Source organism: Caballeronia sp. AZ10_KS36 (assembly GCF_023631105.1).
In the GTDB taxonomy this organism is placed as follows: domain Bacteria; phylum Pseudomonadota; class Gammaproteobacteria; order Burkholderiales; family Burkholderiaceae; genus Caballeronia.
Genome location: NZ_JALQDQ010000020.1, coordinates 64,628 through 90,608, shown reverse-complemented (window position 1 = coordinate 90,608; position 25,981 = coordinate 64,628). Strand labels below are relative to the sequence as shown.

Here is a 25,981-nt window from a genome sequence, read left to right as displayed (position 1 = left end):
CGGGCGGTTTTTTTTCGCCCCTTCTTTCCGATCAGCACGTCGGCCGAACGGCTAACGTTGCGTTTTCACGCGTGGGCGCGCGCGCTTGCGTTGATAGAATTCGTTATCCTCCACGCCGCAGTCCGCGCTTCTTTCCTATGTCCCGTCCGCTCGAAATTCTCAACGAAGTATTCGGCTATCCGGCCTTTCGCGGACAGCAGGCGGAAATCGTCGAACATGTCGCGAACGGCGGCGATTCGCTCGTGTTGATGCCCACGGGCGGCGGAAAGTCGCTGTGCTATCAGATTCCGTCGCTGGTGCGCAAAGAGGCGGGCTTCGGCGCGGGAATCGTCGTTTCGCCGCTGATTGCGCTGATGCAGGATCAGGTTGCCGCGCTCACGGAATTGGGCGTGCGCGCCGCGTATCTCAATTCGACGCTTTCGGGCGCCGAAGCCGCCGCGACCGAGCGCGCGCTGCGCAACGGCAGCATCGATCTGCTGTATGTCGCGCCCGAGCGTCTCATGACGCCGCGTTTCCTCGAGCTGCTCGAAAGCTCGCCCGTCGGCCTGTTCGCCATCGACGAGGCGCATTGCGTCTCGCAATGGGGTCACGACTTCCGGCCCGAATACATTCAGCTTTCGGTGCTGCATGAGCGGTTTCCGAACGTGCCGCGCATCGCGCTGACAGCAACGGCGGACGCCATTACGCGCGATGAAATCGTGCACCGCCTTGCGCTCGACGACGCGCGCATCTTCGTGTCGAGTTTCGACCGGCCGAACATCCGCTATCGGATCGTCGAGAAGGACAACGCGCGCTCGCAATTGCTCGATTTCATCCGCGCCGAGCACACGAACAAGGACGGCACGACGGACGCGGGCGTGGTCTATTGCCTCTCGCGTCGCAAGGTTGAGGAAACGGCGGACTGGCTGAAGGGGCAGGGCGTTCGCGCGTTGCCGTATCACGCCGGCATGGAGTTCGAGACGCGCCAGAAGCATCAGGAGATGTTCCAGCGCGAGGAAGGCATCGTGATGTGCGCGACGATTGCGTTCGGCATGGGCATCGACAAGCCGGACGTGCGGTTCGTGGCGCACCTCGATTTGCCGAAGAGCGTCGAAGGCTATTACCAGGAAACCGGGCGCGCGGGCCGCGACGGCCTGCCCGCCAACGCGTGGATGGCGTACGGCCTGGGCGATGTCGTGCAGCAGCGCAAGATGATCGACGAATCCGATGCCGACGACGCGCACAAGCGCGTGCAGACCGGCAAGCTCGACGCGCTCCTCGGCCTATGCGAGGCCGCGACGTGCCGCCGCGTGCGCCTGCTCGCCTACTTCGGCGAGACGAGCACGCCGTGCGGAAATTGCGATACGTGTCTCGAACCGCCGGCGTCGTGGGACGCGACGCGCGAGGCACAGATGGCGCTGTCGTGCGTGTATCGCGCGCAGAAGGCCAGTGGTTTTCACTTCGGCGCGGGGCATCTCATCGACATTCTGCGCGGCACGCGTAGCGAGAAGGTCTTGCAGCGGGGTCACGACAAGCTGTCCACGTTCGGCGTCGGCGCGAGCCTGTCGGAACCGGAATGGCGCGCGGTTTTCAGGCAACTGGTCGCGTTCGGTTTTCTTGCCGTCGATCATGACGGGTTCGGGGCGCTCGTTCTGACCGACGCCAGCAAGCCCGTGCTGAAGGGTGAAGAGCGCGTCACGCTGCGCAAGTACGTGAAGCCGGTGCGCAACCGGCAGTCGTCAGGCCGAACCGGCGAGCGCGCCGACCCGACCGCAGGCATGTCGCCGCGCGAGAAAGCGCGGTGGGATCGCCTGCGGACCTGGCGCGCCGAGACCGCGAAAACCGACGGCGTGCCGGCGTACGTCATCTTCCACGACGCGACGCTTGCTGAAATCGCGCGGAGCGATCCCGATACGATCGACGACTTGCGGCACATTCCGGGCATCGGCGTGCGCAAACTCGAGCGTTTCGGCGACGAACTGCTCGACGTGGTCGGCGCCGACTGACGTTGCGCTGGCGAGCGGCTCACAAATTCATGCAACATATTGACCGGATTGGCATTTTCGGAATATCATGCTAGGTTCTCGTTCTTGGCGAGTTTCGGGATCCTGCTTAACGCAGGGTTCGCGCAGACAAGAGCCATCCACGAGAAAGTCAGACGCGCGATTTCTTCGCTTTGCCCGTTCGGAATCGCGCCGATTTTGTTCATTTTTAGGATTAAACGATGCCAACCATCAATCAACTGGTTCGCAAAGGCCGCGCGTCGGAAACGACGAAGAGCAAGTCGCCGGCCCTGCAGGACTGCCCGCAGCGTCGCGGCGTGTGCACCCGCGTGTACACGACGACGCCGAAGAAGCCGAACTCGGCACTTCGTAAAGTTGCCAAGGTTCGTCTCACGAACGGCTTCGAAGTCATTTCGTACATCGGTGGTGAAGGCCACAACCTGCAGGAACACTCGGTCGTGCTGATTCGCGGCGGTCGTGTGAAGGACTTGCCGGGTGTGCGTTACCACATGGTCCGCGGCTCGCTGGATACGCAGGGCGTCAAGGATCGTAAGCAGGCTCGCTCGAAGTACGGTGCGAAGCGTGCCAAGGCTGGCAAGTAATCGCCGGTTCGAGCAGTCGAAGTAGTTTCAGGTCGCCGCAAGGCGGTTAATGCGGTAGTGCCGGATGTGCCGGTGCTGTCGAGTAAGTGGTCACCCGGCCAAGCTGGTTTAGTCGAGAGATGGATCGGGTTAGTTGGTGGCCGCGGAGCGGAAAAACCGCTCCAACTGAAAAGGTAAAGGAAGAATCATGCCGCGTCGTCGCGAAGTCCCCAAGCGGGAAGTATTGCCGGATCCGAAGTTCGGCAACGTAGATGTAGCCAAGTTCATGAACGTGCTGATGTTGTCCGGCAAGAAGTCGGTTGCCGAACGCATCGTGTACGGCGCTTTTGAACAGATCCAGACCAAGGGTGGCAAGGACCCGCTGGAAGTGTTCACGGTCGCGCTCAACAACGTGAAGCCGGTGGTCGAAGTGAAGAGCCGTCGCGTTGGTGGTGCGAACTATCAAGTTCCGGTCGAAGTGCGTCCCTCGCGTCGTATGGCATTGGCGATGCGTTGGTTGCGCGAAGCCGCGAAGAAGCGCAGCGAAAAGTCGATGGCCCTGCGCCTGGCAGGTGAGCTCTCCGAAGCGGCCGAAGGCCGCGGCGGCGCGATGAAGAAGCGCGACGAAGTTCACCGCATGGCAGAGGCTAACAAGGCATTCTCGCATTTCCGTTTCTAAGCTCCCGCTGATAGAGCAACGGAAAAATCAGGGCGGGTGCGCTAATTTGGCGCCTCGCCCGTTTGTGTTAGGGCGCTGCTGGCTCATTGGTTGAGCCGGCGCGTCGACCGAATAAAGGATCCAAAGTGGCTCGCAAGACACCTATCGAGCGCTACCGCAACATCGGTATTAGCGCTCACATCGACGCCGGCAAAACGACGACGACCGAGCGCATCTTGTTTTACACGGGCGTGAACCACAAGATCGGTGAAGTTCACGACGGCGCAGCAACGATGGACTGGATGGAGCAGGAGCAGGAGCGCGGCATCACCATCACGTCGGCTGCTACCACGGCCTTCTGGAAGGGCATGGGCGGCAACTATCCCGAGCACCGCATCAACATCATCGACACGCCGGGACACGTCGACTTCACCATTGAAGTGGAACGCTCGATGCGCGTTCTGGACGGCGCGTGCATGGTCTACTGCGCAGTGGGCGGCGTGCAGCCGCAGTCGGAAACGGTGTGGCGTCAGGCGAACAAGTACAAGGTTCCCCGTCTCGCGTTCGTCAACAAGATGGACCGTACCGGCGCGAACTTCTTCAAGGTCTACGACCAGCTGAAGACGCGTCTGAAGGCGAATCCGGTGCCCGTCGTCGTGCCGATCGGCTCGGAAGAAAACTTCAAGGGCGTCGTCGATCTGCTGAAGATGAAGGCGATCATTTGGGACGAAGCGTCGCAAGGCACGAAGTTCGACTACGTCGACATTCCGGCTGAACTCGTCGACACGTGCAACGAGTGGCGCGAGAAGATGATCGAGTCGGCTGCCGAAGCCAGCGAAGAGCTGATGGAAAAGTATCTCGGCGGCGAAGAGCTGTCGGAAGCGGAAGTCGTGAAGGCGATCCGCGACCGGACCATCGCGTGCGAAATCCAGCCGATGCTGTGCGGCACCGCGTTCAAGAACAAGGGTGTGCAGCGCATGCTCGACGCCGTGATCGACTTCCTGCCGTCGCCGGTCGACATTCCGCCGGTTACGGGCGAACTCGAAAGCGGCGAGAAGGCCGAGCGCCGTGCTGCCGACGACGAGAAGTTCTCGGCACTCGCGTTCAAGATCATGACGGACCCGTTCGTCGGTCAGCTGATCTTCTTCCGCGTGTACTCGGGCGTCGTGAATTCGGGTGACACCGTGCTGAACGCGACCAAGGACAAGAAGGAACGTCTGGGCCGTATTCTGCAGATGCACGCGAACCAGCGCGAAGAAATCAAGGAAGTGCGCGCGGGCGATATCGCGGCGGCCGTCGGCCTGAAGGAAGCGACCACGGGCGACACGCTGTGCGATCCGCAGAACCCGATCGTGCTCGAACGCATGATTTTCCCGGAGCCGGTGATTTCGCAGGCTGTCGAGCCGAAGACCAAGGCTGACCAGGAAAAGATGGGCCTGGCGCTGAACCGTCTGGCGCAGGAAGATCCGTCGTTCCGCGTGCAAACGGACGAAGAATCGGGCCAGACCATCATTTCGGGCATGGGCGAGCTCCACCTCGAAATTCTGGTCGACCGCATGAAGCGCGAATTCGGCGTGGAAGCGACCGTCGGCAAGCCGCAGGTTGCCTACCGCGAAACCATTCGCACGACGGCGGCTGACGTCGATGGCAAGTTCGTCAAGCAGTCGGGTGGTCGCGGCCAGTACGGTCACGCCGTCATCACGCTGGAGCCGAACGAGCAGGGCAAGGGCTACGAGTTCCTGGACGAGATCAAGGGCGGCGTGATTCCGCGCGAATACATCCCGGCCGTGGACAAGGGTATCCAGGAAACGCTGAAGTCGGGCGTGCTGGCTGGCTTCCCGGTTGTGGACGTGAAGGTGCACCTGACGTTCGGTTCGTACCACGACGTGGACTCGAACGAAAACGCGTTCCGCATGGCCGGCTCGATGGCCTTCAAGGAAGCAATGCGCAAGGCAAGCCCGGTCATCCTCGAACCGATGATGGCCGTGGAAGTCGAAACGCCGGAAGACTACATGGGCAACGTGATGGGCGATCTGTCCGGCCGTCGCGGTATCGTCCAGGGCATGGAAGACATGGTTGGCGGCGGCAAGATCGTTCGCGCCGAAGTGCCGCTGTCGGAAATGTTCGGCTACTCGACGTCCCTGCGCTCGCTGACGCAAGGCCGTGCAACGTACACGATGGAATTCAAGCACTACGCTGAAGCTCCGCGTAACGTCGCCGACGCGATCATCAACGCCAAGGGTAAGTAATACCCGCAAGTCATTCGGCGCAAGCCACAAGCTTTAACCGATAACCAAACTTTGAAAGAAGGTAATCATGGCAAAAGGTAAATTCGAGCGGACCAAGCCGCACGTGAACGTGGGCACGATCGGTCACGTTGACCACGGCAAGACCACGCTGACGGCAGCGATCACGACGGTGCTCACGCAGAAATTCGGCGGCGAAGCCAAGGCGTACGACCAGATCGACGCGGCGCCGGAAGAAAAGGCGCGCGGCATCACCATCAACACCGCGCACGTCGAGTACGAAACGGCTAACCGCCACTACGCACACGTCGATTGCCCGGGCCACGCCGACTACGTGAAGAACATGATCACGGGCGCCGCGCAGATGGACGGCGCAATCCTGGTGTGCTCGGCCGCTGACGGCCCGATGCCGCAAACGCGTGAGCACATCCTGCTGGCCCGTCAGGTCGGCGTGCCGTACATCATCGTGTTCCTGAACAAGTGCGACATGGTGGACGACGCCGAACTGCTCGAGCTCGTCGAAATGGAAGTGCGCGAACTCCTGTCGAAGTACGACTTCCCGGGCGACGACACGCCGATCATCAAGGGTTCGGCCAAGCTCGCGCTGGAAGGCGACAAGGGCGAACTCGGCGAAGTGGCGATCATGAACCTGGCCGACGCGCTGGACACGTACATCCCGACGCCGGAGCGCGCAGTCGATGGCGCCTTCCTGATGCCGGTGGAAGACGTGTTCTCGATCTCGGGTCGCGGCACGGTGGTGACGGGTCGCGTCGAGCGCGGCGTGATCAAGGTTGGCGAGGAAATCGAAATCGTCGGTATCAAGCCGACGGTGAAGACCACTTGCACGGGCGTGGAAATGTTCCGCAAGCTGCTCGACCAGGGTCAAGCGGGCGACAACGTCGGTATCCTGCTGCGCGGCACGAAGCGCGAAGACGTCGAGCGCGGCCAAGTGCTGGCCAAGCCGGGTTCGATCACGCCGCATACGCACTTCACCGCTGAAGTGTACGTGCTGAGCAAGGACGAAGGCGGCCGTCACACGCCGTTCTTCAACAACTACCGTCCGCAGTTCTACTTCCGTACGACGGACGTGACGGGCTCGATCGAGCTGCCGAAGGACAAGGAAATGGTGATGCCGGGCGACAACGTGTCGATCACGGTCAAGCTGATCGCCCCGATCGCCATGGAAGAAGGTCTGCGCTTCGCGATCCGCGAAGGCGGCCGTACCGTCGGCGCAGGTGTCGTTGCGAAGATTATCGAGTAAAATCTCGGTCTTCTTTGAAGTCGCTGTACTGAAGTAACGTGACCGGAACCGGGTGTTCGCCCTCAAGCGAATGCCCGGTTCCTCGCTCTTTTGCCAATCGGCGGCGCAATACCGCCTCGCTCTTTTTAAGGAATCGTCATGCAGAACCAGAAAATCCGCATTCGTCTGAAGGCTTTCGACTATCGCCTGATCGACCAGTCGGCAGCCGAGATCGTCGATACGGCGAAGCGGACTGGCGCGATCGTCCGTGGCCCGGTGCCGCTGCCGACGCGTATTCAGCGTTTTGACATCCTGCGTTCGCCGCACGTCAACAAGACGTCGCGCGACCAGCTCGAAATCCGTACGCACCAGCGCCTGATGGACATCGTGGACCCGACGGACAAGACCGTCGACGCACTGATGAAGCTCGACCTGCCGGCTGGTGTCGACGTCGAAATCAAGCTGCAGTAAGCCTACAAAGCTCCGCCGGCGTCGCGGACGGAGCTAAGTCTTTGATTGCTTGCAGAAAACGAAAAGCCTTGTTATACTCCAAGGCTTTTCGCGCATTTGCGCAAAAAAGTGCGCCTTGTTTCTCATAGCAGGGCGGACATTTTGAAATCAGCCCCGACCAATCGCAGTCGGGAATGGAGAAAACGATGAGCCTTGGACTCGTAGGTCGCAAGGTTGGCATGACCCGTATCTTCACGCCTGAGGGGGACTCGATCCCCGTCACCGTGCTGGACGTGTCGGACAACCGGGTGACGCAGATCAAGACCGTTGAAACGGATGGTTATACCGCCGTTCAGGTTGCATTCGGTACTCGCCGCGCTTCGCGCGTGACGAAGCCGTTGGCGGGTCACCTCGCCAAAGCCGGCGTTCAAGCTGGTGAAATCCTCCGCGAATTCCATATCGATACCGCCAAGGCAGGTGAACTGTCGAACGGCGCCGTCATCGGTACGGACATTTTCGAAGTCGGCCAGAAGGTTGACGTGCAAGGCACGTCGATCGGTAAGGGCTACGCCGGTACCATCAAGCGCTACAACTTCGCTTCGGGCCGCGCATCGCACGGTAACTCGCGTTCGCACAACGTTCCGGGTTCGATCGGTATGGCGCAGGACCCGGGTCGTGTGTTCCCCGGCAAGCGCATGACGGGTCACCTCGGTGACGTGACCGTCACGGTCCAGAATCTCGAAATCGCCCGCATCGACGCTGAGCGCAATCTGCTGCTCGTCCGCGGTGCTGTTCCGGGTGCGAAGGGCGGCAAGGTCTTCGTGACCCCGGCCGTCAAGACCCGTGCTGCGAAAGGAGCGAAATAATGGAACTTAAGCTCCTGAATGCCAATGGTCAGGAAGGCGCTGGCGTGACCGCATCGGACGTCGTGTTCGGTCGCGATTACAACGAAGCCCTGATTCACCAAGTCGTCGTCGCTTATCAGGCGAACGCACGTAGCGGCAACCGCGCTCAGAAGGATCGTGAGCAGGTCAAGCACACCACGAAGAAGCCGTGGCGCCAGAAGGGTACGGGCCGCGCTCGTGCCGGTATGTCGTCGAGCCCGTTGTGGCGTGGCGGTGGTCGCATTTTCCCGAACTCGCCGGAAGAAAACTTCTCGCACAAGGTCAACAAGAAGATGCATCGCGCAGGCCTCTGCTCGATCTTCTCGCAGTTGGCTCGCGAAGGCCGCATCTCGGTGGTCGAGGATCTCGCGCTCGAAGCGCCGAAGACCAAGCTGTTGGCTGATAAATTCAAGGCGATGGGTCTCGATTCCGTGTTGGTCATCACCGATACGGTCGACGAAAACCTGTACCTCGCGTCGCGCAACCTGGCCCACGTGGCGGTTGTCGAGCCGCGTTACGCCGACCCGCTCTCGCTGATCTACTTCAAGAAAGTGCTGATCACGAAGGCTGCGGTCGCTCAGATCGAGGAGTTGCTGTCATGAGCGAAGTTCGCAAAAACGATCATCGTTTGATGCAAGTTCTGCTCGCGCCGGTGATCTCCGAAAAGGCGACGCTGGTTGCCGACAAGAACGAACAAGTCGTGTTCGAAGTCGCGCCGGACGCCACGAAGCAGGAAGTGAAGGCTGCTGTCGAGCTGCTGTTCAAGGTCGAAGTCAATTCCGTCAACGTGCTCGTCACGAAGGGCAAAGCCAAGCGCTTTGGTCGCTTCAACGGCAAGCGCAAGGACGTGAAGAAGGCGTACGTCTGCCTGAAGCCCGGCCAGGAAATCAACTTTGAAGCGGAGGCCAAGTAATCATGGCAATCGTGAAAGTTAAGCCGACCTCGCCGGGTCGCCGCGCGATGGTCAAGATCGTCAACAAGGATCTGCATAAGGGCAAGCCGCACGCAGCGCTGCTCGACTCGCAATCCAAGTCGGCGGGCCGTAACAACAACGGTCGCATCACCACGCGTCACCAAGGTGGCGGTCACAAGCAGCACTACCGTATCGTCGATTTCCGTCGCAACAAGGACGGCATCCCGGCAAAGGTCGAGCGTCTCGAGTACGACCCGAACCGTAGCGCGAACATCGCGCTGGTTCTGTACGCAGACGGCGAGCGTCGCTACATCATCGCGCCGAAGGGCGTGGCGGTCGGCGCGCAGCTGATGTCCGGTTCGGAAGCGCCGATTCGCGCAGGCAACACCCTGCCGATCCGCAATATTCCGGTCGGTACGACGATCCACTGCATCGAAATGCTGCCGGGCAAGGGCGCGCAGATCGCGCGTTCGGCTGGTACGTCGGCCATGCTGCTGGCACGTGAAGGCATCTACGCGCAGGTTCGTCTGCGTTCGGGTGAAATCCGCCGCGTGCACGTCGAGTGCCGTGCAACCATCGGTGAAGTCGGCAACGAAGAGCACAGCCTCCGTCAAATCGGTAAGGCCGGTGCGAACCGCTGGCGCGGTATCCGTCCGACGGTGCGTGGTGTTGCGATGAACCCGATCGATCACCCGCACGGTGGTGGTGAGGGCCGCACGGCTGCAGGTCGCGACCCGGTGAGCCCGTGGGGCACGCCGACGAAGGGCTATCGAACCCGCAGCAATAAGCGCACGACGACGATGATCGTCCAGCGCCGTCACAAGCGTTAAGGAGTAGGCAATGACACGTTCTGCTAAAAAAGGTCCGTTCTGCGACGCTCATTTGCTGAAGAAAGTTGAGGCGGCTGCGTCCACGCGTGACAAGAAGCCGATCAAGACCTGGTCGCGTCGTTCGACGATTCTGCCGGACTTCATCGGTCTGACGATCGCCGTCCACAACGGCCGTCAGCACGTTCCGGTGTACGTCACGGAAAACATGGTCGGCCATAAGCTTGGCGAGTTCGCACTGACCCGTACGTTCAAGGGTCACGCGGCCGACAAGAAGGCCAAGAAATAAGGGGCTATCAAGATGGAAGTGAAAGCAATTCATCGCGGTGCCCGCATCTCGGCGCAGAAAACGCGCCTTGTGGCTGACCAGATTCGTGGTTTGCCGGTCGACAAGGCGCTGAACGTCCTGACGTTCTCGCCGAAGAAGGCGGCGGGTATCGTCAAGAAGGTCGTGCTGTCTGCGATCGCGAATGCGGAACACAACGAAGGCGCCGATATCGACGAGCTCAAGATCACGAGCATCTACGTCGACAAGGCCGCTTCGCTGAAGCGTTTCACCGCACGCGCAAAGGGTCGCGGTAACCGCATCGAGAAGCAATCCTGTCACATCACTGTGACGGTCGGGAATTAAGGAGCCATACGATGGGACAGAAAATTCATCCGACTGGCTTCCGTTTGGCCGTCAGCCGCAATTGGGCTTCGCGCTGGTACGCGAACAACAACAATTTCGCGGCGATGTTGCAGGAAGACATCGGTGTTCGTGAATACCTGAAGAAGAAGCTGAAGAACGCGTCCGTCGGCCGCGTGGTGATCGAGCGTCCTGCAAAGAACGCACGCATCACGATTTTCAGCTCGCGTCCGGGTGTCGTGATCGGCAAGAAGGGCGAAGACATCGAACTGCTGAAGTCCGAGCTGCAAAAGCGCATGGGCGTTCCGGTTCACGTCAACATCGAAGAAATCCGCAAGCCGGAAACCGACGCTCAACTGATCGCCGATTCCATCACGCAGCAGCTCGAGCGCCGGATCATGTTCCGCCGCGCGATGAAGCGCGCGATGCAAAACGCGATGCGTCTTGGCGCCCAGGGCATCAAGATCATGAGCGCGGGCCGTCTGAACGGTATCGAAATCGCTCGTACCGAGTGGTATCGCGAAGGTCGCGTGCCGCTCCATACGCTGCGCGCCGATATCGATTACGCGACGTCCGAAGCGAAGACCACGTACGGCATCATCGGCGTGAAGGTGTGGGTCTACAAGGGCGACACCCTCGGCCGCAACGAAGCGCCGGTAGTGGAAGAAGTCGCGGAAGAGAAGCGTCCGCGTCGCAACGCACGTCCGGGTGGCGATCGCCGTCCGCGTCGTGACGGTGAAGGTGCGCCGGCTGGTGCACGCCGCGGCGGCCCCCGTCGTGGCGGCGCCGGCGGTGACGCGAAGAGTGGAGAATAACGATGCTGCAACCGAAACGCAGAAAGTATCGCAAAGAGCAGAAGGGTCGTAACACCGGCAAGGCGACGCGCGGCAACGCGGTGTCGTTCGGTGAATATGGCCTGAAGGCTATCGGTCGCGGCCGTTTGACCGCGCGTCAAATCGAAGCGGCGCGTCGTGCCATGACGCGTCACATCAAGCGTGGCGGCCGGATCTGGATCCGCATTTTCCCGGACAAGCCGATTTCGCAGAAGCCGGCAGAAGTGCGTATGGGTAACGGTAAGGGTAACCCGGAGTACTACGTCGCTGAAATTCAACCGGGCAAGATGCTGTACGAAATGGACGGTGTCTCCGAAGAACTGGCGCGCGAAGCGTTCCGTCTGGCTGCAGCGAAGCTGCCGCTGAAGACGAACTTCGTTATCCGCCAGCTCGGCGCCTAAGGAGTAAACGATGAAGGCATCTGAACTTCACCAGAAGGACCAGGCGGCGCTCAACAAAGAGCTGTCGGACCTGCTTAAGGCGCAATTCGGCCTGCGCATGCAACTCGCGACCCAGCAGCTCACGAACACGAGCCAGCTGAAGAAGGTTCGTCGCGACATCGCACGTGTGCGGACTGTCCTGACTGAAAAGGCGAACCAGAAATGAACGATAGCGTAAAAACCTCGCTCAAGCGGACGCTGGTCGGCAAGGTCGTCAGCAACAAGATGGACAAGACGGTTACCGTGCTGGTCGAGCACCGTGTGAAGCACCCGATCTACGGCAAGTACGTCGTGCGCTCGAAGAAGTACCACGCGCACGATGACGCGAACACGTACAACGAGGGCGACCTCGTCGAAATCCAGGAAACCCGTCCGATCTCGAAGACGAAGGCCTGGGTTGTGTCGAAGCTGCTCGAAGCGGCTCGCGTGATCTAAAGCTGAAGTATCGCGATGCAGTAAGTAGTGTCGCAGTAAGTTTCGCTTGCAAGACCGGGATTATTTGTTATAATCTCGGTCTTCCCTCTTTGTGGGAGCCCCGTCGCGGGCGAAATTGGTGGGGGAAGCCGGTTCGGGCGCCAGCCTGTATCGACAGATTCACCGGATTGCGATGGCGGGTTTCGTCTGCCCTCGCTGCCTGTTCTAACCCAAGCAGCCGATTGGCTGACGGGACCAAGACTGACCGGATGTGCCATGGTGGTGCGACCGGATTAAGTTGGGAAAGATAAACCATGATCCAGACCGAAACTCGGCTTGAAGTGGCCGACAACACGGGTGCGCGTGAAGTCATGTGCATCAAGGTGCTCGGCGGCTCGAAGCGTCGTTACGCTAGCATTGGCGACATCATCAAGGTGACCGTCAAGGAAGCGACGCCGCGCGGACGCGTGAAAAAGGGCGAAATCTACAACGCCGTGGTCGTTCGCACGGCCAAGGGCGTGCGTCGCCAGGATGGCTCGCTGATCAAGTTCGACGGCAATGCCGCTGTCCTCTTGAATACCAAGCTCGAGCCGATCGGCACGCGTATTTTCGGGCCGGTGACGCGTGAACTGCGTAGCGAACGATTCATGAAGATCGTTTCGCTCGCGCCGGAAGTGCTGTAAGGAGTCGCGATGAACAAGATTCGCAAGGGTGACGAAGTCATCGTCATCACCGGCAAGGACAAGGGCAAGCGCGGCACCGTGCTGGCCGTTGCGGAAGATCGTGTGACCGTCGAGGGTATCAACCTCGTCAAGAAGCACGTGAAGCCGAACCCGATGAAGGGTACGACGGGCGGTGTGGAAGCCAAGTCGATGCCGCTGCATATTTCGAACGTCGCACTCGTCGACGCGAACGGCAAGGCATCGCGTGTTGGCATCAAGGTCGAAGACGGCAAGAAGGTTCGCTTCTTGAAGTCGACCGGCGCCACGCTCAACGCCTGATGCGGAGTTAAAAAATGGCTCGTCTGCAAGAGATTTATAAAGAAACGGTTGTGCCGCAACTCGTCGAAAAGTTCGGCTACAAGTCCATCATGGAAGTGCCGCGCATCACCAAGATCACCCTGAACATGGGCCTTGGCGAAGCCGTCGCTGACAAGAAGATCATCGAAAACGCCGTGGGCGACCTGACGAAGATCGCTGGCCAGAAGCCGGTTATCACGAAGGCGCGCAAGGCAATCGCAGGCTTCAAGATTCGTCAGGGCTACCCGATCGGCGCGATGGTGACGCTGCGCGGCCAAGCGATGTACGAATTCCTGGACCGCTTCGTGACGGTTGCGCTGCCCCGCGTGCGCGACTTCCGCGGCGTGTCGGGCCGTGCATTCGACGGTCGTGGCAACTACAACATCGGTGTGAAAGAGCAGATCATTTTCCCCGAAATCGACTACGACAAGATCGACGCGCTGCGTGGGCTGAACATCAGCATCACGACCACCGCGAAGACTGACGACGAAGCAAAGGCGCTGCTCGCCGGCTTCAAGTTCCCGTTCAGAAACTGAGGTTACCGTGGCTAAACTGGCACTGATCGAACGTGAAAAGAAGCGCGCACGCCTGGCCGCGAAGTACGCTCCGAAGCGTGCTGAACTGAAGGCTGTGATCGAAGACTCGAGCAAGTCGGACGAAGAGCGTTACTTCGCTCGCCTCGCGCTGCAACAACTGCCGCGTAACTCGAACCCGACTCGCAAGCGTAACCGCTGCGCAATCACGGGTCGCCCGCGTGGCACGTTCCGCAAGTTCGGACTTGCGCGTAACAAGATCCGCGAAATCGCATTCCGCGGCGAAATCCCTGGCCTCACCAAGGCGAGCTGGTAATAGGAGAAACATAAATGAGCATGAGTGATCCTATCGCCGATATGCTGACTCGCATCCGCAATGCGCAGATGGTCGAGAAGGTTTCGGTGACTATGCCCTCGTCGAAAGTCAAGGTTGCGATTGCGCAGGTTTTGAAGGACGAAGGTTATATCGACGACTTCGCAGTGAAGGCTGAAGGTGCGAAGACGGAATTGAACATCGCGTTGAAGTACTACGCTGGCCGTCCGGTGATCGAGCGCCTCGAGCGCGTGTCGAAGCCCGGTCTGCGCGTGTACCGCGGTCGCAACGACATCCCGCAGGTCATGAACGGCCTGGGCGTTGCCATCGTGTCGACGCCGAAGGGTGTGATGACCGACCGCAAGGCGCGCCAGAACGGCGTCGGCGGCGAAGTCATCTGCTACGTCGCTTAACGCCGAAGGGAGAAGAAACATGTCTCGAGTAGGTAAAAGCCCGATCGCGCTGCCGCAAGGCGCGGAAGTGGCCGTCAAGGGCGACGTCATCACCGTCAAGGGGCCGCTCGGCACGATCTCGCAAGCGGGTAACCCGCTGGTGACCGTGGCGAACGACAACGGCACGCTGAACTTCGCGCCGGCCAACGAAAGCCGTGAAGCGAATGCGATGTCCGGCACGATGCGCGCCCTGGTGGCGAACATGGTGCACGGCGTCACCAAGGGTTTCGAGCGCAAGCTGACGCTGGTTGGCGTCGGTTATCGTGCGCAAGCGCAAGGCGACAAGCTGAATCTGTCGCTGGGTTTCTCGCACCCCGTGGTGCACCAGATGCCGGAAGGCATCAAGGCTGAAACCCCGTCGCAGACCGAAATCGTGATCAAGGGGATCGACAAGCAGAAAGTCGGACAAGTCGCGGCGGAAGTGCGCGGCTATCGTCCGCCGGAGCCCTACAAGGGCAAGGGCGTGCGCTATTCCGACGAGGTCGTGATCCTCAAAGAAACGAAGAAGAAGTAAGGGTGCGCAATCATGGATAAGACTCAATCTCGCCTGCGCCGCGCTCGCCAGACGCGTATCAAGATCGCTGAGCTGCAGGTCGCGCGTCTCGCCGTGCATCGCACGAATACGCACATCTACGCGCAAGTGTTCTCGGCGTGCGGCACCAAGGTGCTCGCAAGCGCTTCGACGCTCGAAGCTGAAGTGCGCGCAGAGCTGGCCGACAAGTCGGGCAAGGGCGGCAACATCAACGCTGCAACCCTGATCGGCAAGCGTATTGCCGAAAAGGCCAAGGCTGCCGGCATCGAATCCGTCGCCTTTGACCGCTCGGGTTTCCGCTACCACGGCCGCGTGAAGGCGCTGGCTGATGCGGCGCGCGAAGCCGGGCTCAAGTTCTAAGGGAAGAATTCGTCATGGCAAAGATGCAAGCGAAAGTTCAGGCTGACGAACGCGACGACGGCCTGCGCGAAAAGATGATTTCGGTCAACCGCGTGACCAAGGTCGTGAAGGGTGGCCGTATTCTCGGCTTCGCCGCGCTGACCGTGGTTGGCGACGGCGATGGCCGCGTCGGCATGGGCAAGGGCAAGGCGAAGGAAGTTCCGGTTGCCGTGCAAAAGGCAATGGAACAAGCCCGCCGCAACATGTTCAAGGTGCCCCTGAAGAATGGCACGTTGCAACACGAAGTCCACGGCAAGCACGGCGCTTCGGCGGTCCTCCTCGCTCCGGCGAAGGACGGTACCGGCGTGATCGCCGGCGGTCCGATGCGCGCAGTGTTCGACGTGATGGGCGTGCAAAACGTTGTGGCCAAGAGCCACGGTTCGACGAACCCGTACAACCTCGTCCGTGCGACGCTGGATGGTCTGCGCAAGCAGTCGACTCCGGCCGACATCGCGGCGAAGCGTGGTAAGTCCGTCGAAGACATTCTGGGCTAAGGTGGGCACCATGTCTGAAAAAACTGTCAAGGTTCAGCTCGTCAAGAGCCTGATCGGGACCCGCGAATCGCACCGCGCAACGGTGCGTGGCCTCGGCCTGCGTCGCCTGAACTCGGTCTCCGAGCTGCAGGACACGCCGGCAGTGCGCGGGATGATCAACAAGGTCTCGTACCTCGTTAAGGTCATCGCCTAAGCGGCCGACCACGGATCCAAGGAGTTGAACATGGAATTGAATAACCTGAAGCCGGCGGAAGGCGCGAAGCATGCAAAGCGTCGCGTCGGTCGCGGGATCGGTTCGGGCCTCGGCAAGACCGCGGGCCGCGGCCACAAGGGTCAGAAATCGCGTTCGGGCGGCTTTCACAAGGTCGGCTTCGAAGGCGGTCAGATGCCTCTGCAGCGTCGTCTGCCGAAGCGCGGCTTCACCTCGCTGACGAAGGAATTCGTCGGTGAAGTGCGCCTCTCGGATCTCGAGAAGCTGCCGGTCGACGAAATCGATCTCTTGGCGCTGAAGCAAGCGGGTCTGGTCGGCGAGCTCATCAAGAGCGCGAAGATCATCAAGACCGGCGAGATCAGCCGCAAGGTCACGGTGAAGGGCCTGACGGCAACGAAGGGCGCCCGTGAGGCAATCGAAGCCGCTGGCGGCTCGTTCGCCGAGTAACGCGCTTCGCCGTTACTAGCACTAGCATCGGAGAAGGTTCTTGGCTAACAGCCCGAGTCTCGCAAAACCCGGTCGAAGCGCGGCGAAATTCGGCGATCTGCGTCGGCGTGCAGTGTTCCTGCTGCTGGCGCTGATCGTCTACCGCATTGGTGCGCACATTCCGGTTCCCGGCATCGATCCGGATCAACTGGCCAAGCTGTTCCAGAGCCAGTCGGGCGGCATCCTTGGCATGTTCAACATGTTCTCGGGTGGCGCGCTGTCGCGATTCACGATCTTTGCGCTGGGCATCATGCCCTACATTTCGGCGTCGATCATCATGCAGTTGCTGTCGATCGTGTCGCCGCAGATGGAGGCGTTGAAGAAGGAAGGGCAGGCGGGGCAGCGGAAGATCACGCAGTACACGCGTATCTTCACCGTGGTGCTCGCGACCTTCCAGGCGTTCGGTATTGCGGTGGCGCTGGAGAATCAGCCCGCTTTGGTGCTGGACCCCGGCATGGTCTTCCGCCTGACGACGGTCGTCACGCTGGTGACGGGCACGATGTTCCTGATGTGGCTGGGTGAGCAGATCACGGAGCGCGGTCTCGGCAACGGCATCTCGATCATCATCTTCGGTGGTATCGCGGCGGGTTTCCCGAACGCGATCGGCGGTCTGTTCGAACTGGTCCGCACCGGTTCGATGAGCATCATTTCGGCGATCATCATCGTCGTGCTGATTGCGGCGGTCACGTATCTGGTCGTGTTCATCGAACGCGGTCAGCGCAAGATCCTCGTGAACTACGCGAAGCGCCAGGTCGGTAACAAGATTTACGGCGGACAGTCGTCCCATCTGCCGCTGAAGCTCAACATGTCGGGTGTGATTCCGCCGATCTTCGCGTCGTCGATCATCCTCTTCCCGGCAACCATCCTGAACTGGTTCAGTTCGGGTACGCGCACCAACTGGTTCGCGAACACGCTGCACGGCGTGGCCGAGGCCCTTAAGCCCGGTCAACCGGTGTACGTGCTGCTGTATGCGTTGGCGATTGTTTTCTTCTGCTTCTTTTACACCGCACTGGTGTTCAACAGCCGGGAAACCGCCGACAACTTGAAGAAGAGCGGTGCATTCGTTCCGGGTATCCGTCCGGGCGATCAGACTGCACGGTATATCGACCGCATCCTCACGCGTTTGACGCTGGCCGGTGCGATCTACATTGTGTTCGTGTGCCTGTTGCCTGAGTTCTTGGTGTTGCGCTGGAACGTGCCGTTTTATTTTGGTGGAACGTCGCTGCTGATCATTGTCGTCGTCACGATGGACTTCATGGCTCAGGTGCAGTCGTACGTTATGTCGCAACAATATGAATCGCTGCTCAAGAAGGCAAACTTCAAGGGCGGCAATGTCCCGATGCGTTAATTAAGGACTATGGCCAAAGACGATGTAATCCAGATGCAGGGCGAGGTGATCGAAAACCTGCCCAACGCTACTTTCCGGGTGAAATTGGAAAATGGCCATGTCGTCCTGGGACACATTTCTGGAAAGATGCGGATGCACTACATCCGCATCCTGCCAGGCGACAAGGTTACGGTTGAATTGACGCCTTACGATCTGTCTCGTGCACGGATCGTGTTCCGGGCGAAGTGATTTGAAAAAAGGGTAATATCATGAAAGTGATGGCATCGGTTAAGCGCATTTGCCGCAATTGCAAGATCATCAAGCGCAAGGGCGTTGTGCGCGTGATTTGCAGCTCTGATCCGCGCCACAAACAGCGTCAAGGCTGAACGCCGCGCTTTTGCTTGCGCTTTTTGTTTGAGGAAAAACAATGGCTCGTATCGCAGGGGTTAACATCCCGAATCACCAGCATACCGAGATCGGCCTGACGGCAATCTTCGGCATCGGTCGCACGCGCGCTCGCGGCATTTGCACCGCAGCTGGTGTGGAATTTTCGAAGAAGGTCAAGGACCTCACTGACGCAGACCTCGAAAAGCTGCGTGACGAAGTGGGCAAGTTCATCGTCGAAGGCGACCTGCGCCGTGAAGTGACGATGAACATCAAGCGCCTGATGGACTTGGGTTGCTACCGCGGCATGCGTCACCGCAAGGGCCTGCCCCTGCGTGGCCAGCGCACCCGCACGAATGCCCGTACGCGCAAGGGTCCGCGTCGTGCAGCGCAATCGCTGAAGAAGTAAGCGGAACTGACAGTTACAGGAAAACGTAATGGCTAAGGCTTCGAACAACTCCGCGGCGCAACGCGTTCGCAAGAAGGTTAAGAAGAACGTCGCCGAGGGCGTGGTTCACGTTCACGCGTCGTTCAACAACACCATCATCACGATCACCGATCGTCAAGGTAACGCTCTCGCGTGGGCGACGTCGGGCGGTCAGGGTTTCAAGGGCTCGCGTAAGTCGACGCCGTTTGCAGCTCAGGTCGCAGCCGAATCGGCTGGCCGCGTGGCGATGGAATACGGCGTGAAGAACCTCGAAGTGCGGATCAAGGGCCCCGGTCCTGGCCGTGAATCGGCGGTGCGCGCGCTGCATGGTCTTGGCATCAAGATCACCGCGATCTCCGACGTGACGCCGGTCCCGCACAACGGTTGCCGTCCGCCGAAGCGCCGTCGCATCTAACGCGATGACGCGAACGCATGCTCCTGCTGATGCGAAAGTATCGGCGGGATTCGTGCGTCATGAATTGACTAAGCCCACCGTTCGGCCCAAAGGGTTCGGACTAGCGCGGACGGAAGTTCGCGTGATCAATTTTTAAGGATTCAACGTGGCACGCTATACCGGTCCCAAAGCCAAGCTGTCCCGCCGTGAAGGCACCGATCTGTTCCTGAAGAGCGCGCGTCGCTCGCTCGCCGACAAGTGCAAGCTCGACAGCAAGCCCGGCCAGCACGGCCGCACGTCGGGCGCCCGTACGTCCGACTACGGCACCCAGTTGCGCGAAAAGCAGAAAGTGAAGCGTATCTACGGCGTCCTCGAGCGTCAGTTCCGCCGCTACTTCGCTGAAGCCGACCGCCGCAAGGGCCCGACGGGCGAAAACCTGCTGCAACTGCTCGAATCGCGTCTCGACAACGTCGTGTATCGCATGGGCTTCGGCTCGACCCGCGCTGAAGCGCGTCAGCTCGTGAGCCACAAGTCGATCATGGTGAACGGCCAGGTCGCCAACATCCCGTCGCTGCAAGTGAAGGCAGGCGATGTCGTCTCCGTGCGTGAACAGTCGCGCAAGCAGGCGCGTATCGTCGAAGCGCTGTCGCTGGCAGAGCAGGGCGGCATGCCGAGCTGGGTGTCGGTCGATGCGAAGAAGTTCGAAGGTACGTTCAAGTCGATGCCGGAGCGTAGCGATATCGCTGGCGACATCAACGAAAGCCTGATCGTCGAATTGTATTCGCGTTAATCGCGCGGCCTTCGCGCAGTAACCGGATCTGCAGCCGGGGAGCCTGATTGCTCGTGGCAAAGGGGCATCCCCGGCTGTGTATTTTCAGGTTGTTACCGGTCAGCCTTATCGGTGTAACGAGCCGAGGGTATTGAAAAGGAAAACCTATGCAAACCAGTTTGTTGAAGCCCAAGATCATTGCAGTTGAATCGCTTGGCGAAAGCCACGCGAAAGTGGTTATGGAGCCGTTCGAACGCGGCTATGGCCACACCTTGGGTAACGCGCTTCGGCGCGTGCTGCTGTCGTCGATGGTGGGCTACGCGCCGACCGAAGTGACGATCGCAGGCGTCGTGCACGAATACTCGACGCTCGATGGTGTGCAAGAGGATGTGGTCAACCTGCTGTTGAACCTGAAGGGCGTCGTCTTCAAGCTGCATAACCGCGACGAAGTCACGGTTACGCTGCGCAAGGAAGGCGAAGGCGTGGTCACTGCCGGCGATATCGAACTCGCGCACGACTGCGAGGTCATCAATCCGGAACACGTGATCGCTCATCTGTCGAAGGGCGGCAAGCTCGACGTCCAGATCAAGATCGAGAAGGGCCGCGGCTACGTGCCGGGCAACGTGCGTCGCTACGGCGAAGATTCGGCGAAGATCATCGGCCGCATCGTGTTGGACGCGTCGTTCTCGCCGGTGCGTCGCGTCAGCTACGCCGTGGAAAGCGCGCGTGTCGAACAGCGTACCGACCTCGACAAGCTCGTGATGAACATCGAAACCAACGGTGTTATTTCGCCGGAAGAAGCGATCCGTCAATCGGCGCGCATTCTGGTGGACCAGTTGTCGGTGTTCGCAGCGCTGGAAGGCACGGAAGCGGCAGCGGAAGCGCCGTCGCGTGCGCCGCAGATCGATCCGATCCTGCTGCGTCCGGTGGACGACCTCGAACTCACGGTTCGCTCCGCGAACTGCCTGAAGGCCGAGAACATCTACTACATCGGCGATCTGATCCAGCGCACGGAGAACGAGCTGCTGAAGACGCCGAACCTGGGCCGCAAGTCGCTGAACGAAATCAAGGAAGTGCTGGCTTCGCGTGGCCTGACGCTCGGTATGAAGCTGGAAAACTGGCCGCCGGCAGGGTTGGACAAGTAAGTCTGCAAGTCATCGCGGACGTCGCGCTGTAACTGGCAAAGACGCGGATTTTGCTTTAAAATCCGCGTCTTGCTTTTTTCTTCGACCGGCCCGTGCGCCTTTTCCGTGAAAACGGAGCGCAATAGAAGAGCTGGATCAAAACTCGTTAAAGGAACTGAAAATGCGTCACAAGCATGGTCTGCGGAAACTGAACCGCACGAGCAGCCACCGTCTGGCAATGCTCCGTAATATGTCGAACTCGCTGATCGAGCACGAAGTCATCAAGACGACGCTGCCGAAGGCCAAGGAACTGCGCAAGGTCGTCGAGCCGCTGATCACGCTCGGCAAGAAGCCGTCGCTGGCAAATCGCCGTCTCGCGTTCAACCGCCTGCGCGACCGCGATTCCGTCGCGAAGCTGTTCGACGTGCTCGGCCCGCGCTACGCGAACCGTCCGGGTGGCTACCTGAGCATCCTGAAGTTCGGTTTCCGCGTCGGCGACAACGCGCCGATGGCGCTGGTCCAGTTGATGGATCGCCCGGAAGTCGAAGAGACCGAAGAAGTTCAGGAAGCTGAATAAGTTTCGGTAGCAGTCAGCGAAAAGGCCAAGCTCAGCTTGGCCTTTTTGTTTTTGGCGGTACCTTTCCGTGGGCTGGTCTGGTAGCGATGCGGCCAGTCGGCGAATGCTACGATATTGGTCGTTACCTGCTTTCCCGGAGCCGCGAGTGAACGTTCCCGTCGTCCTGATGCTGACCACGTTGCCCGACGCCGAATCGGCGAACGCGCTTGCTCAGGGCATTCTCGAAGCGCGCCTCGCCGCATGCGTGACCAAGCTCGGCGCGGTCGAGTCGCACTATCACTGGAAGGACGCGGTGGAGTCGTCGCAGGAAGTGCAGGTGCTGATCAAAACGAGCGTCGCGCGGGTAGATGAGCTTCAGCAGTTCGTCGCGCAGCGGCATCCGTATGAAACGCCCGAGATCCTTGTCTGGCAGGCGGAAGCGTCGTCCCGCTACGGCCAGTGGGTCAACGCAGAAACGCAGCGTCGAATTCATGTTTGAGATTTCTCGATTTTTCTGGCGTCGCGCGTGGGGCGCCTGGCTGTTGCTGGCCGTATTCTGCGGTGCGATGGGCGTGGCGCGCGCTGCCGACGATTTCCTCGACCCGGCTGTGGCGTTCAAGTTCAGCGCGTCCGAGCAGCCGGGCGAAGTCGACGTGCGGTACAAGATCGCGGATGGCTACTACATGTACCGCGAGCGGTTCGCTTTCGCGGTCAAGAGCGGTGAGGCGACCATCGGCGCCGCGCAATTGCCTGCCGGTAAGGTCCACTTCGATCAGACGTTCAACAAGGACGTCGAGACGTATCGCGGCGAGTTGCTGATCCGCATTCCCGTCACGCAGGCGAAGGGCCCGTTCGAACTGGCGGTAACCTCGCAAGGTTGCGCCGATCAGGGCATCTGTTACCCGCCCATGGAGCGCACGTATCGCGTTAAGGATGCCGCGCTGCAACCGGCGGGCGCTCGGACGCCGGCTCGGTCCGCGACGGACGCATCGCAATCCTTCTTCGAGCGCGCGACCAGCGCTGACTATGCGCAGTCGATGCTCGAAGGCGGCGGATTCTTCGCCGTCGTCGGTCTGTACTTTCTCGCGGGCATGGTGCTGAGTCTGCTGCCGTGCTCGTACCCGATGATTCCGATTCTCTCCGCCATCATCGTCGGCGAGGGCGCGCGCGTGACGCGGGCGCGCGGCTTCGCGCTGTCAGTTTCCTATGTCGTGGGCATGGCGCTGGTGTATACGGGCCTCGGCGTGGCGGCGGCGCTGATCGGCCAGAGTCTCGGCGCGTGGCTCCAGAACCCGTGGGTGCTCGGCGCGTTCGGCGCCTTGCTGACCGCCTTCGCGGTCACGCTGATCTCAGGCGTCGATATCGCGCTGCCCGAGCGGTGGCAGAGCAGCGTGAACGAGGCATCGCAGAAGCGCAGCGGCGGGAAGTTCGCCGCGGTCGCCGTCATGGGCGCGTTGTCGGCGCTAGTCGTCGGCGCGTGCATGACCGCGCCGCTTTTCGCGGTGCTGGCGTTCATCGCGCATACGGGCAACGCGCTGCTCGGCGGTGCGGCGCTGTTCGCGATGGGCATCGGTCTTGGCGTGCCGCTGCTCGTCATCGGGCTCGGCGCCGGTTCGATTCTGCCGCGAGCGGGCGCATGGATGGACGGCGTGAAGGTCTTCTTCGGCGTCATCCTGCTAGCGGCGGCACTGTGGATCGTGTGGCCGGTGATCGGCGGCGTCGCCCGTATGCTGCTCGGCGCGCTGTGGCTCTTGATCGCAGCGGCGTCGCTCGGCGTGTTCGGCGCGGTCACGGCTGGGCCGGCAACCGTGTGGACGCGCCTCGGGCGCGGGCTCGGCGCGGTTTGCGTCATTTGGGCCGCCGCGCTTATCGTCGGTCTCGCGGCAGGGTCGACCGATCCGCTGCGGCCGCTCGCCGTCCTGGCATCGCGCGCCGATCCGACCGCGACTGCCGCCGCGCGGAAGCAAGCGCCGACTTTTGCGCCGGTGCGATCCTCGACGGAACTGGACTCGGCTGTCAAAGCCGCCGCCCGCCCGGCGATGCTGGACTTCTACGCCGACTGGTGCGTCTCCTGCAAGGAGATGGAGAACCTTACCTTCTCCGATGCCCGCGTTCAGGCGCGGCTCGCCCAACTGAACCTGCTGCGCGCCGACGTCACCGCGAACAATGCGGACGATCAGGCGCTGCTGAAGCGTTTCAAGTTGTTCGGGCCGCCGGGCATCATTTTCTTCGACGCAGAGGGCAATGAGGTTTTGCGGGTCGTCGGCTATGAGTCGGCGGACACGTTCCTGAAGCGCCTCGACAAGCTCGGGTCTTCGAACGGCTAAAAGAAAAGGGCGATGCCCGAACGCATCGCCCTTTGTCTCGCGTGATCGCGGAGCTTACTTGGAAGCGCGCAGAATTCGCGCGGCGTCCAGCGCGAAGTATGTCAGCACGCCGTCCGCGCCCGCGCGCTTGAACGCGAGCAGCGATTCCATCATTGCCTTGTCGTGATCGAGCCAGCCGTTCTGCGTGGCGGCCTTGATCATCGCGTACTCGCCGCTGACCTGATACGCATACGTCGGAAAGCGGAACTCGTCCTTCACGCGCCAGACGATATCGAGATACGGCATGCCCGGCTTGACCATCACCATGTCCGCGCCTTCCTCGATATCCATGCGCACTTCGCGCATGGCTTCGTCCGAGTTCGACGGGTCCATCTGATACGTCATCTTGTTGCCCTTGCCGAGATTGGCGGCCGAGCCGACCGCGTCGCGGAACGGGCCGTAGAACGCCGACGCGTACTTCGCGGCATACGCCATGATGCGCGTGTGAATGTGGCCGTCGCTTTCCAGCATTTCGCGGATCGCGCCGATACGCCCGTCCATCATGTCCGAGGGCGCGACGATATCCACGCCCGCTTCCGCCTGCGTGCGCGCCTGATCGACGAGGATCTCGCTGGTTTCGTCGTTCTTGACGTAGCCTTCCTCGTCGAGCACGCCGTCCTGACCGTGGCTCGTGTACGGGTCGAGCGCGACGTCGGTCAGCACGCCGAGCATCGGGAAGTTCTTCTTCAGTTCGCGCACAGCACGCGGAATCAGACCATCGGGATTCGTCGCCTCGCGGCCATCGGGCGTCTTGAGCGACGGCTCGATCGCCGGGAAAAGCGAAATCACCGGCACGCCCAGCTCGACGCATTGCTCCGCGACCTTCATCAGCAGATCGACGGATGTGCGCTCGACGCCCGGCATCGACGGCACCGCCTGACGCACGTTCGCGCCTTCGACGATGAACACCGGATAAATGAGGTCGTTGGTGGTGAGAATGTTCTCGCGCATCAGACGGCGCGAGAAGTCATCGCGGCGCATGCGGCGCGGGCGATGATGCGGATAAAAACTCATGACTCGACTCGGATTGACGTGCTTCAGGAGGAGATCCAAAACGTGCGCTGTGTGGCTCAAAGCCATGCTGGACAAGCCGGCGAGCGTTTCGGAGGCGTTTTGAGACAATGGTATATCATAGCCAGCGAGCAAGGCGCTCGCGCCGCGCTCCCCGCTTCTCCTCCCTGAGCGGGTGCCTGTCGTTATTCGATAAGGCTGTTCACCCGCCGTCATGCGGCGGGTTTTTTTATCCCGCTCGCAGGTTCGCTGCCACTAGAAGATCACTCGGCCGTGTCTTCGGCTGCCGCTTCGGCCGGCAGCAGCCAGCTTTCGATCAATTCGTGCGCTTCGTCGAGGCCCGTGCGCTTGAGCGCCGAGAACAGCTGCACGCTCAACTCTCCGCGATAACCCGCCGCCTTGTATTCGCCGAACGACTTTTGCGTCGCTCGCAGCGCGTTGGTCATCTCTTGTCGCGTCAATTTGTCGCACTTCGTGAGGAGCGCGTGGATCGGCTTGCCGGTCGGCGCGAACCAGTCGACCATGATGCGGTCGAGTTCCGTCAGCGGACGGCGCGAATCCATCATCAGGATCATGCCGCGCAGTTGCGCGCGGCTCTGAAGGTAACTCGAGAGCAGTTGCTGCCAGTGCGCCTTCGCCGCGCCGGGCACTTCAGCGTAGCCATAGCCGGGCAAGTCGACGAGATGCCCGACCGGCGCAGCTTCCGGCCCGACCGAGAAATAGTTGATGTGCTGCGTGCGCCCCGGCGTCTTACTGGCGAACGCGAGGCGCTTCTGATTGCAGAGCACGTTGATCGCCGTCGACTTTCCGGCGTTCGAGCGACCCGCGAATGCGATTTCCGGCTGCGGCGTCGGCGGCAGATCGCGCAGATGATTGACCGTGGTGAAGAAGCGGGCTTGATGGAGCAGAAATGGCATTGGCGGGAGGACAAAAGAGCGCGAAAGAGCGCGAGAGAGAGGCGTCGACTCGAAGCCTAGAGAACCCCGGCGATACTGGGCATGCCCCGACTGGCGTCTTTGCGAGTAGCGGGTTATTGTACAATACGACGGATTTTTAAAGACCCGCGCGGGCGCAAGACCCAGGCTGCA

At 60.8% G+C, this 25,981-nt stretch carries 38 protein-coding genes; 36 read left to right on the top strand and 2 right to left on the bottom strand.

What is annotated here, in order from left to right:
- The first annotated feature begins 137 nt into the window (after positions 1-137).
- The 36 genes from recQ to dsbD all read left to right on the top strand — a co-directional run bounded on the left by recQ (position 138) and on the right by dsbD (position 23,843).
- Positions 138-1,985, top strand: coding sequence for a DNA helicase RecQ (recQ, locus tag NCR35_RS14215; protein WP_250534823.1), 1,848 nt, complete (start codon positions 138-140; stop codon positions 1,983-1,985).
- Between the two features lie 218 nt (positions 1,986-2,203).
- On the top strand, positions 2,204-2,584 hold the full coding sequence (gene rpsL / locus NCR35_RS14210) for a 30S ribosomal protein S12 (protein ID WP_006998493.1): 381 nt from the start codon (positions 2,204-2,206) through the stop codon (positions 2,582-2,584).
- Between the two features lie 187 nt (positions 2,585-2,771).
- Positions 2,772-3,242, top strand: coding sequence for a 30S ribosomal protein S7 (rpsG, locus tag NCR35_RS14205; protein ID WP_006053291.1), 471 nt, complete (start codon positions 2,772-2,774; stop codon positions 3,240-3,242).
- A gap of 125 nt (positions 3,243-3,367) precedes the next feature.
- Positions 3,368-5,470 carry an elongation factor G gene (fusA, locus tag NCR35_RS14200; protein WP_206467146.1) on the top strand — a complete coding sequence of 701 codons (2,103 nt, stop codon included), beginning with the start codon at positions 3,368-3,370 and terminating at the stop codon, positions 5,468-5,470.
- A 67-nt stretch (positions 5,471-5,537) separates the two neighbouring features.
- On the top strand, positions 5,538-6,728 hold the full coding sequence (gene tuf / locus NCR35_RS14195; RefSeq protein WP_248320639.1) for an elongation factor Tu: 1,191 nt from the start codon (positions 5,538-5,540) through the stop codon (positions 6,726-6,728).
- A 138-nt stretch (positions 6,729-6,866) separates the two neighbouring features.
- On the top strand, positions 6,867-7,178 hold the full coding sequence (rpsJ, locus tag NCR35_RS14190) for a 30S ribosomal protein S10 (protein ID WP_006998489.1): 312 nt from the start codon (positions 6,867-6,869) through the stop codon (positions 7,176-7,178).
- A 185-nt stretch (positions 7,179-7,363) separates the two neighbouring features.
- A complete protein-coding gene (rplC, locus tag NCR35_RS14185) occupies positions 7,364-8,023 on the top strand; it encodes a 50S ribosomal protein L3 (RefSeq protein ID WP_175946437.1) in 660 nt (219 codons plus the stop codon).
- Positions 8,023-8,643 carry a 50S ribosomal protein L4 gene (gene rplD / locus NCR35_RS14180; protein WP_175946439.1) on the top strand — a complete coding sequence of 207 codons (621 nt, stop codon included), beginning with the start codon at positions 8,023-8,025 and terminating at the stop codon, positions 8,641-8,643. The genes rplC and rplD overlap by 1 nt, the downstream gene beginning before the upstream one ends.
- Positions 8,640-8,954 (top strand): 50S ribosomal protein L23, encoded by a 315-nt coding sequence (gene rplW / locus NCR35_RS14175; RefSeq protein WP_035967599.1) that lies wholly within the window; start codon positions 8,640-8,642, stop codon positions 8,952-8,954. The genes rplD and rplW overlap by 4 nt, the downstream gene beginning before the upstream one ends.
- A 2-nt stretch (positions 8,955-8,956) precedes the next feature.
- The gene (gene rplB, locus NCR35_RS14170) at positions 8,957-9,784 is read left to right on the top strand and encodes a 50S ribosomal protein L2 (RefSeq protein WP_175946441.1); all 828 of its coding nucleotides are present in this window, start codon (positions 8,957-8,959) and stop codon (positions 9,782-9,784) included.
- Positions 9,785-9,794: 10 nt separating this feature from the next.
- Complete coding sequence (rpsS, locus tag NCR35_RS14165; protein WP_008343850.1) at positions 9,795-10,070, top strand: 30S ribosomal protein S19; 276 nt, start codon at positions 9,795-9,797, stop codon at positions 10,068-10,070.
- 12 nt (positions 10,071-10,082) lie between these two features.
- Positions 10,083-10,412: a 50S ribosomal protein L22 gene (gene rplV, locus NCR35_RS14160; RefSeq protein WP_007730533.1), complete on the top strand. Its 330-nt coding sequence runs from the start codon at positions 10,083-10,085 to the stop codon at positions 10,410-10,412.
- An 11-nt stretch (positions 10,413-10,423) separates the two neighbouring features.
- The gene (rpsC, locus tag NCR35_RS14155; protein ID WP_244847390.1) at positions 10,424-11,224 is read left to right on the top strand and encodes a 30S ribosomal protein S3; all 801 of its coding nucleotides are present in this window, start codon (positions 10,424-10,426) and stop codon (positions 11,222-11,224) included.
- A gap of 2 nt (positions 11,225-11,226) precedes the next feature.
- A complete protein-coding gene (rplP, locus tag NCR35_RS14150; protein ID WP_035967605.1) occupies positions 11,227-11,643 on the top strand; it encodes a 50S ribosomal protein L16 in 417 nt (138 codons plus the stop codon).
- A 10-nt stretch (positions 11,644-11,653) separates the two neighbouring features.
- Complete coding sequence (gene rpmC / locus NCR35_RS14145) at positions 11,654-11,848, top strand: 50S ribosomal protein L29 (RefSeq protein WP_007180130.1); 195 nt, start codon at positions 11,654-11,656, stop codon at positions 11,846-11,848.
- The gene (gene rpsQ / locus NCR35_RS14140) at positions 11,845-12,117 is read left to right on the top strand and encodes a 30S ribosomal protein S17 (protein WP_035933074.1); all 273 of its coding nucleotides are present in this window, start codon (positions 11,845-11,847) and stop codon (positions 12,115-12,117) included. Before rpmC ends, rpsQ begins: the two co-directional genes overlap by 4 nt.
- Before the next feature lie 293 nt (positions 12,118-12,410).
- Entirely contained in the window at positions 12,411-12,779 is a 369-nt protein-coding gene (gene rplN, locus NCR35_RS14135) for a 50S ribosomal protein L14 (RefSeq protein WP_006998478.1), read from the top strand.
- A 9-nt stretch (positions 12,780-12,788) separates the two neighbouring features.
- Complete coding sequence (gene rplX, locus NCR35_RS14130; RefSeq protein WP_175946446.1) at positions 12,789-13,097, top strand: 50S ribosomal protein L24; 309 nt, start codon at positions 12,789-12,791, stop codon at positions 13,095-13,097.
- 14 nt (positions 13,098-13,111) lie between these two features.
- Positions 13,112-13,651, top strand: coding sequence for a 50S ribosomal protein L5 (rplE, locus tag NCR35_RS14125; protein WP_159837176.1), 540 nt, complete (start codon positions 13,112-13,114; stop codon positions 13,649-13,651).
- 7 nt (positions 13,652-13,658) lie between these two features.
- Positions 13,659-13,964 carry a 30S ribosomal protein S14 gene (gene rpsN / locus NCR35_RS14120; protein WP_175946448.1) on the top strand — a complete coding sequence of 102 codons (306 nt, stop codon included), beginning with the start codon at positions 13,659-13,661 and terminating at the stop codon, positions 13,962-13,964.
- Positions 13,965-13,978: 14 nt separating this feature from the next.
- The gene (gene rpsH, locus NCR35_RS14115; RefSeq protein ID WP_035967610.1) at positions 13,979-14,374 is read left to right on the top strand and encodes a 30S ribosomal protein S8; all 396 of its coding nucleotides are present in this window, start codon (positions 13,979-13,981) and stop codon (positions 14,372-14,374) included.
- 19 nt (positions 14,375-14,393) lie between these two features.
- Positions 14,394-14,927 (top strand): 50S ribosomal protein L6, encoded by a 534-nt coding sequence (gene rplF / locus NCR35_RS14110; protein WP_175946450.1) that lies wholly within the window; start codon positions 14,394-14,396, stop codon positions 14,925-14,927.
- A 12-nt stretch (positions 14,928-14,939) separates the two neighbouring features.
- A complete protein-coding gene (gene rplR / locus NCR35_RS14105) occupies positions 14,940-15,305 on the top strand; it encodes a 50S ribosomal protein L18 (protein ID WP_035967614.1) in 366 nt (121 codons plus the stop codon).
- Between the two features lie 14 nt (positions 15,306-15,319).
- A complete protein-coding gene (gene rpsE / locus NCR35_RS14100) occupies positions 15,320-15,838 on the top strand; it encodes a 30S ribosomal protein S5 (RefSeq protein WP_061170928.1) in 519 nt (172 codons plus the stop codon).
- A 10-nt stretch (positions 15,839-15,848) separates the two neighbouring features.
- The gene (gene rpmD / locus NCR35_RS14095) at positions 15,849-16,031 is read left to right on the top strand and encodes a 50S ribosomal protein L30 (RefSeq protein WP_006400644.1); all 183 of its coding nucleotides are present in this window, start codon (positions 15,849-15,851) and stop codon (positions 16,029-16,031) included.
- A gap of 30 nt (positions 16,032-16,061) precedes the next feature.
- Positions 16,062-16,496 (top strand): 50S ribosomal protein L15, encoded by a 435-nt coding sequence (gene rplO / locus NCR35_RS14090; protein WP_175946452.1) that lies wholly within the window; start codon positions 16,062-16,064, stop codon positions 16,494-16,496.
- A 40-nt stretch (positions 16,497-16,536) separates the two neighbouring features.
- A complete protein-coding gene (gene secY / locus NCR35_RS14085; RefSeq protein ID WP_175946454.1) occupies positions 16,537-17,883 on the top strand; it encodes a preprotein translocase subunit SecY in 1,347 nt (448 codons plus the stop codon).
- A 9-nt stretch (positions 17,884-17,892) separates the two neighbouring features.
- Positions 17,893-18,111 (top strand): translation initiation factor IF-1, encoded by a 219-nt coding sequence (infA, locus tag NCR35_RS14080; protein WP_004521905.1) that lies wholly within the window; start codon positions 17,893-17,895, stop codon positions 18,109-18,111.
- Positions 18,112-18,131: 20 nt separating this feature from the next.
- Entirely contained in the window at positions 18,132-18,248 is a 117-nt protein-coding gene (gene rpmJ / locus NCR35_RS14075) for a 50S ribosomal protein L36 (RefSeq protein ID WP_004199844.1), read from the top strand.
- A gap of 41 nt (positions 18,249-18,289) precedes the next feature.
- Positions 18,290-18,655 carry a 30S ribosomal protein S13 gene (gene rpsM, locus NCR35_RS14070; RefSeq protein WP_175946456.1) on the top strand — a complete coding sequence of 122 codons (366 nt, stop codon included), beginning with the start codon at positions 18,290-18,292 and terminating at the stop codon, positions 18,653-18,655.
- A 28-nt stretch (positions 18,656-18,683) separates the two neighbouring features.
- Positions 18,684-19,088, top strand: a complete 405-nt coding sequence (gene rpsK / locus NCR35_RS14065; RefSeq protein ID WP_006052224.1) for a 30S ribosomal protein S11 — start codon at positions 18,684-18,686, stop codon at positions 19,086-19,088.
- A 145-nt stretch (positions 19,089-19,233) separates the two neighbouring features.
- Positions 19,234-19,857 (top strand): 30S ribosomal protein S4, encoded by a 624-nt coding sequence (gene rpsD / locus NCR35_RS14060; protein WP_159837171.1) that lies wholly within the window; start codon positions 19,234-19,236, stop codon positions 19,855-19,857.
- A 146-nt stretch (positions 19,858-20,003) separates the two neighbouring features.
- Entirely contained in the window at positions 20,004-20,981 is a 978-nt protein-coding gene (locus NCR35_RS14055; protein ID WP_159837170.1) for a DNA-directed RNA polymerase subunit alpha, read from the top strand.
- 160 nt (positions 20,982-21,141) lie between these two features.
- A complete protein-coding gene (gene rplQ / locus NCR35_RS14050; RefSeq protein WP_008344047.1) occupies positions 21,142-21,537 on the top strand; it encodes a 50S ribosomal protein L17 in 396 nt (131 codons plus the stop codon).
- A 145-nt stretch (positions 21,538-21,682) separates the two neighbouring features.
- Complete coding sequence (gene cutA / locus NCR35_RS14045; RefSeq protein WP_250534822.1) at positions 21,683-22,015, top strand: divalent-cation tolerance protein CutA; 333 nt, start codon at positions 21,683-21,685, stop codon at positions 22,013-22,015.
- Positions 22,008-23,843 (top strand): protein-disulfide reductase DsbD, encoded by a 1,836-nt coding sequence (gene dsbD / locus NCR35_RS14040; RefSeq protein ID WP_250534821.1) that lies wholly within the window; start codon positions 22,008-22,010, stop codon positions 23,841-23,843. The genes cutA and dsbD overlap by 8 nt, the downstream gene beginning before the upstream one ends.
- A gap of 54 nt (positions 23,844-23,897) precedes the next feature.
- Here the strand turns inward: dsbD and hemB are convergent, their stop codons facing one another.
- Both hemB and yihA read right to left on the bottom strand, forming a co-directional pair.
- On the bottom strand, positions 23,898-24,896 hold the full coding sequence (gene hemB, locus NCR35_RS14035) for a porphobilinogen synthase (protein WP_250534820.1): 999 nt from the start codon (positions 24,894-24,896) through the stop codon (positions 23,898-23,900).
- Positions 24,897-25,156: 260 nt separating this feature from the next.
- Positions 25,157-25,810, bottom strand: a complete 654-nt coding sequence (yihA, locus tag NCR35_RS14030) for a ribosome biogenesis GTP-binding protein YihA/YsxC (protein WP_250534819.1) — start codon at positions 25,808-25,810, stop codon at positions 25,157-25,159.
- Positions 25,811-25,981: the final 171 nt, after the last annotated feature.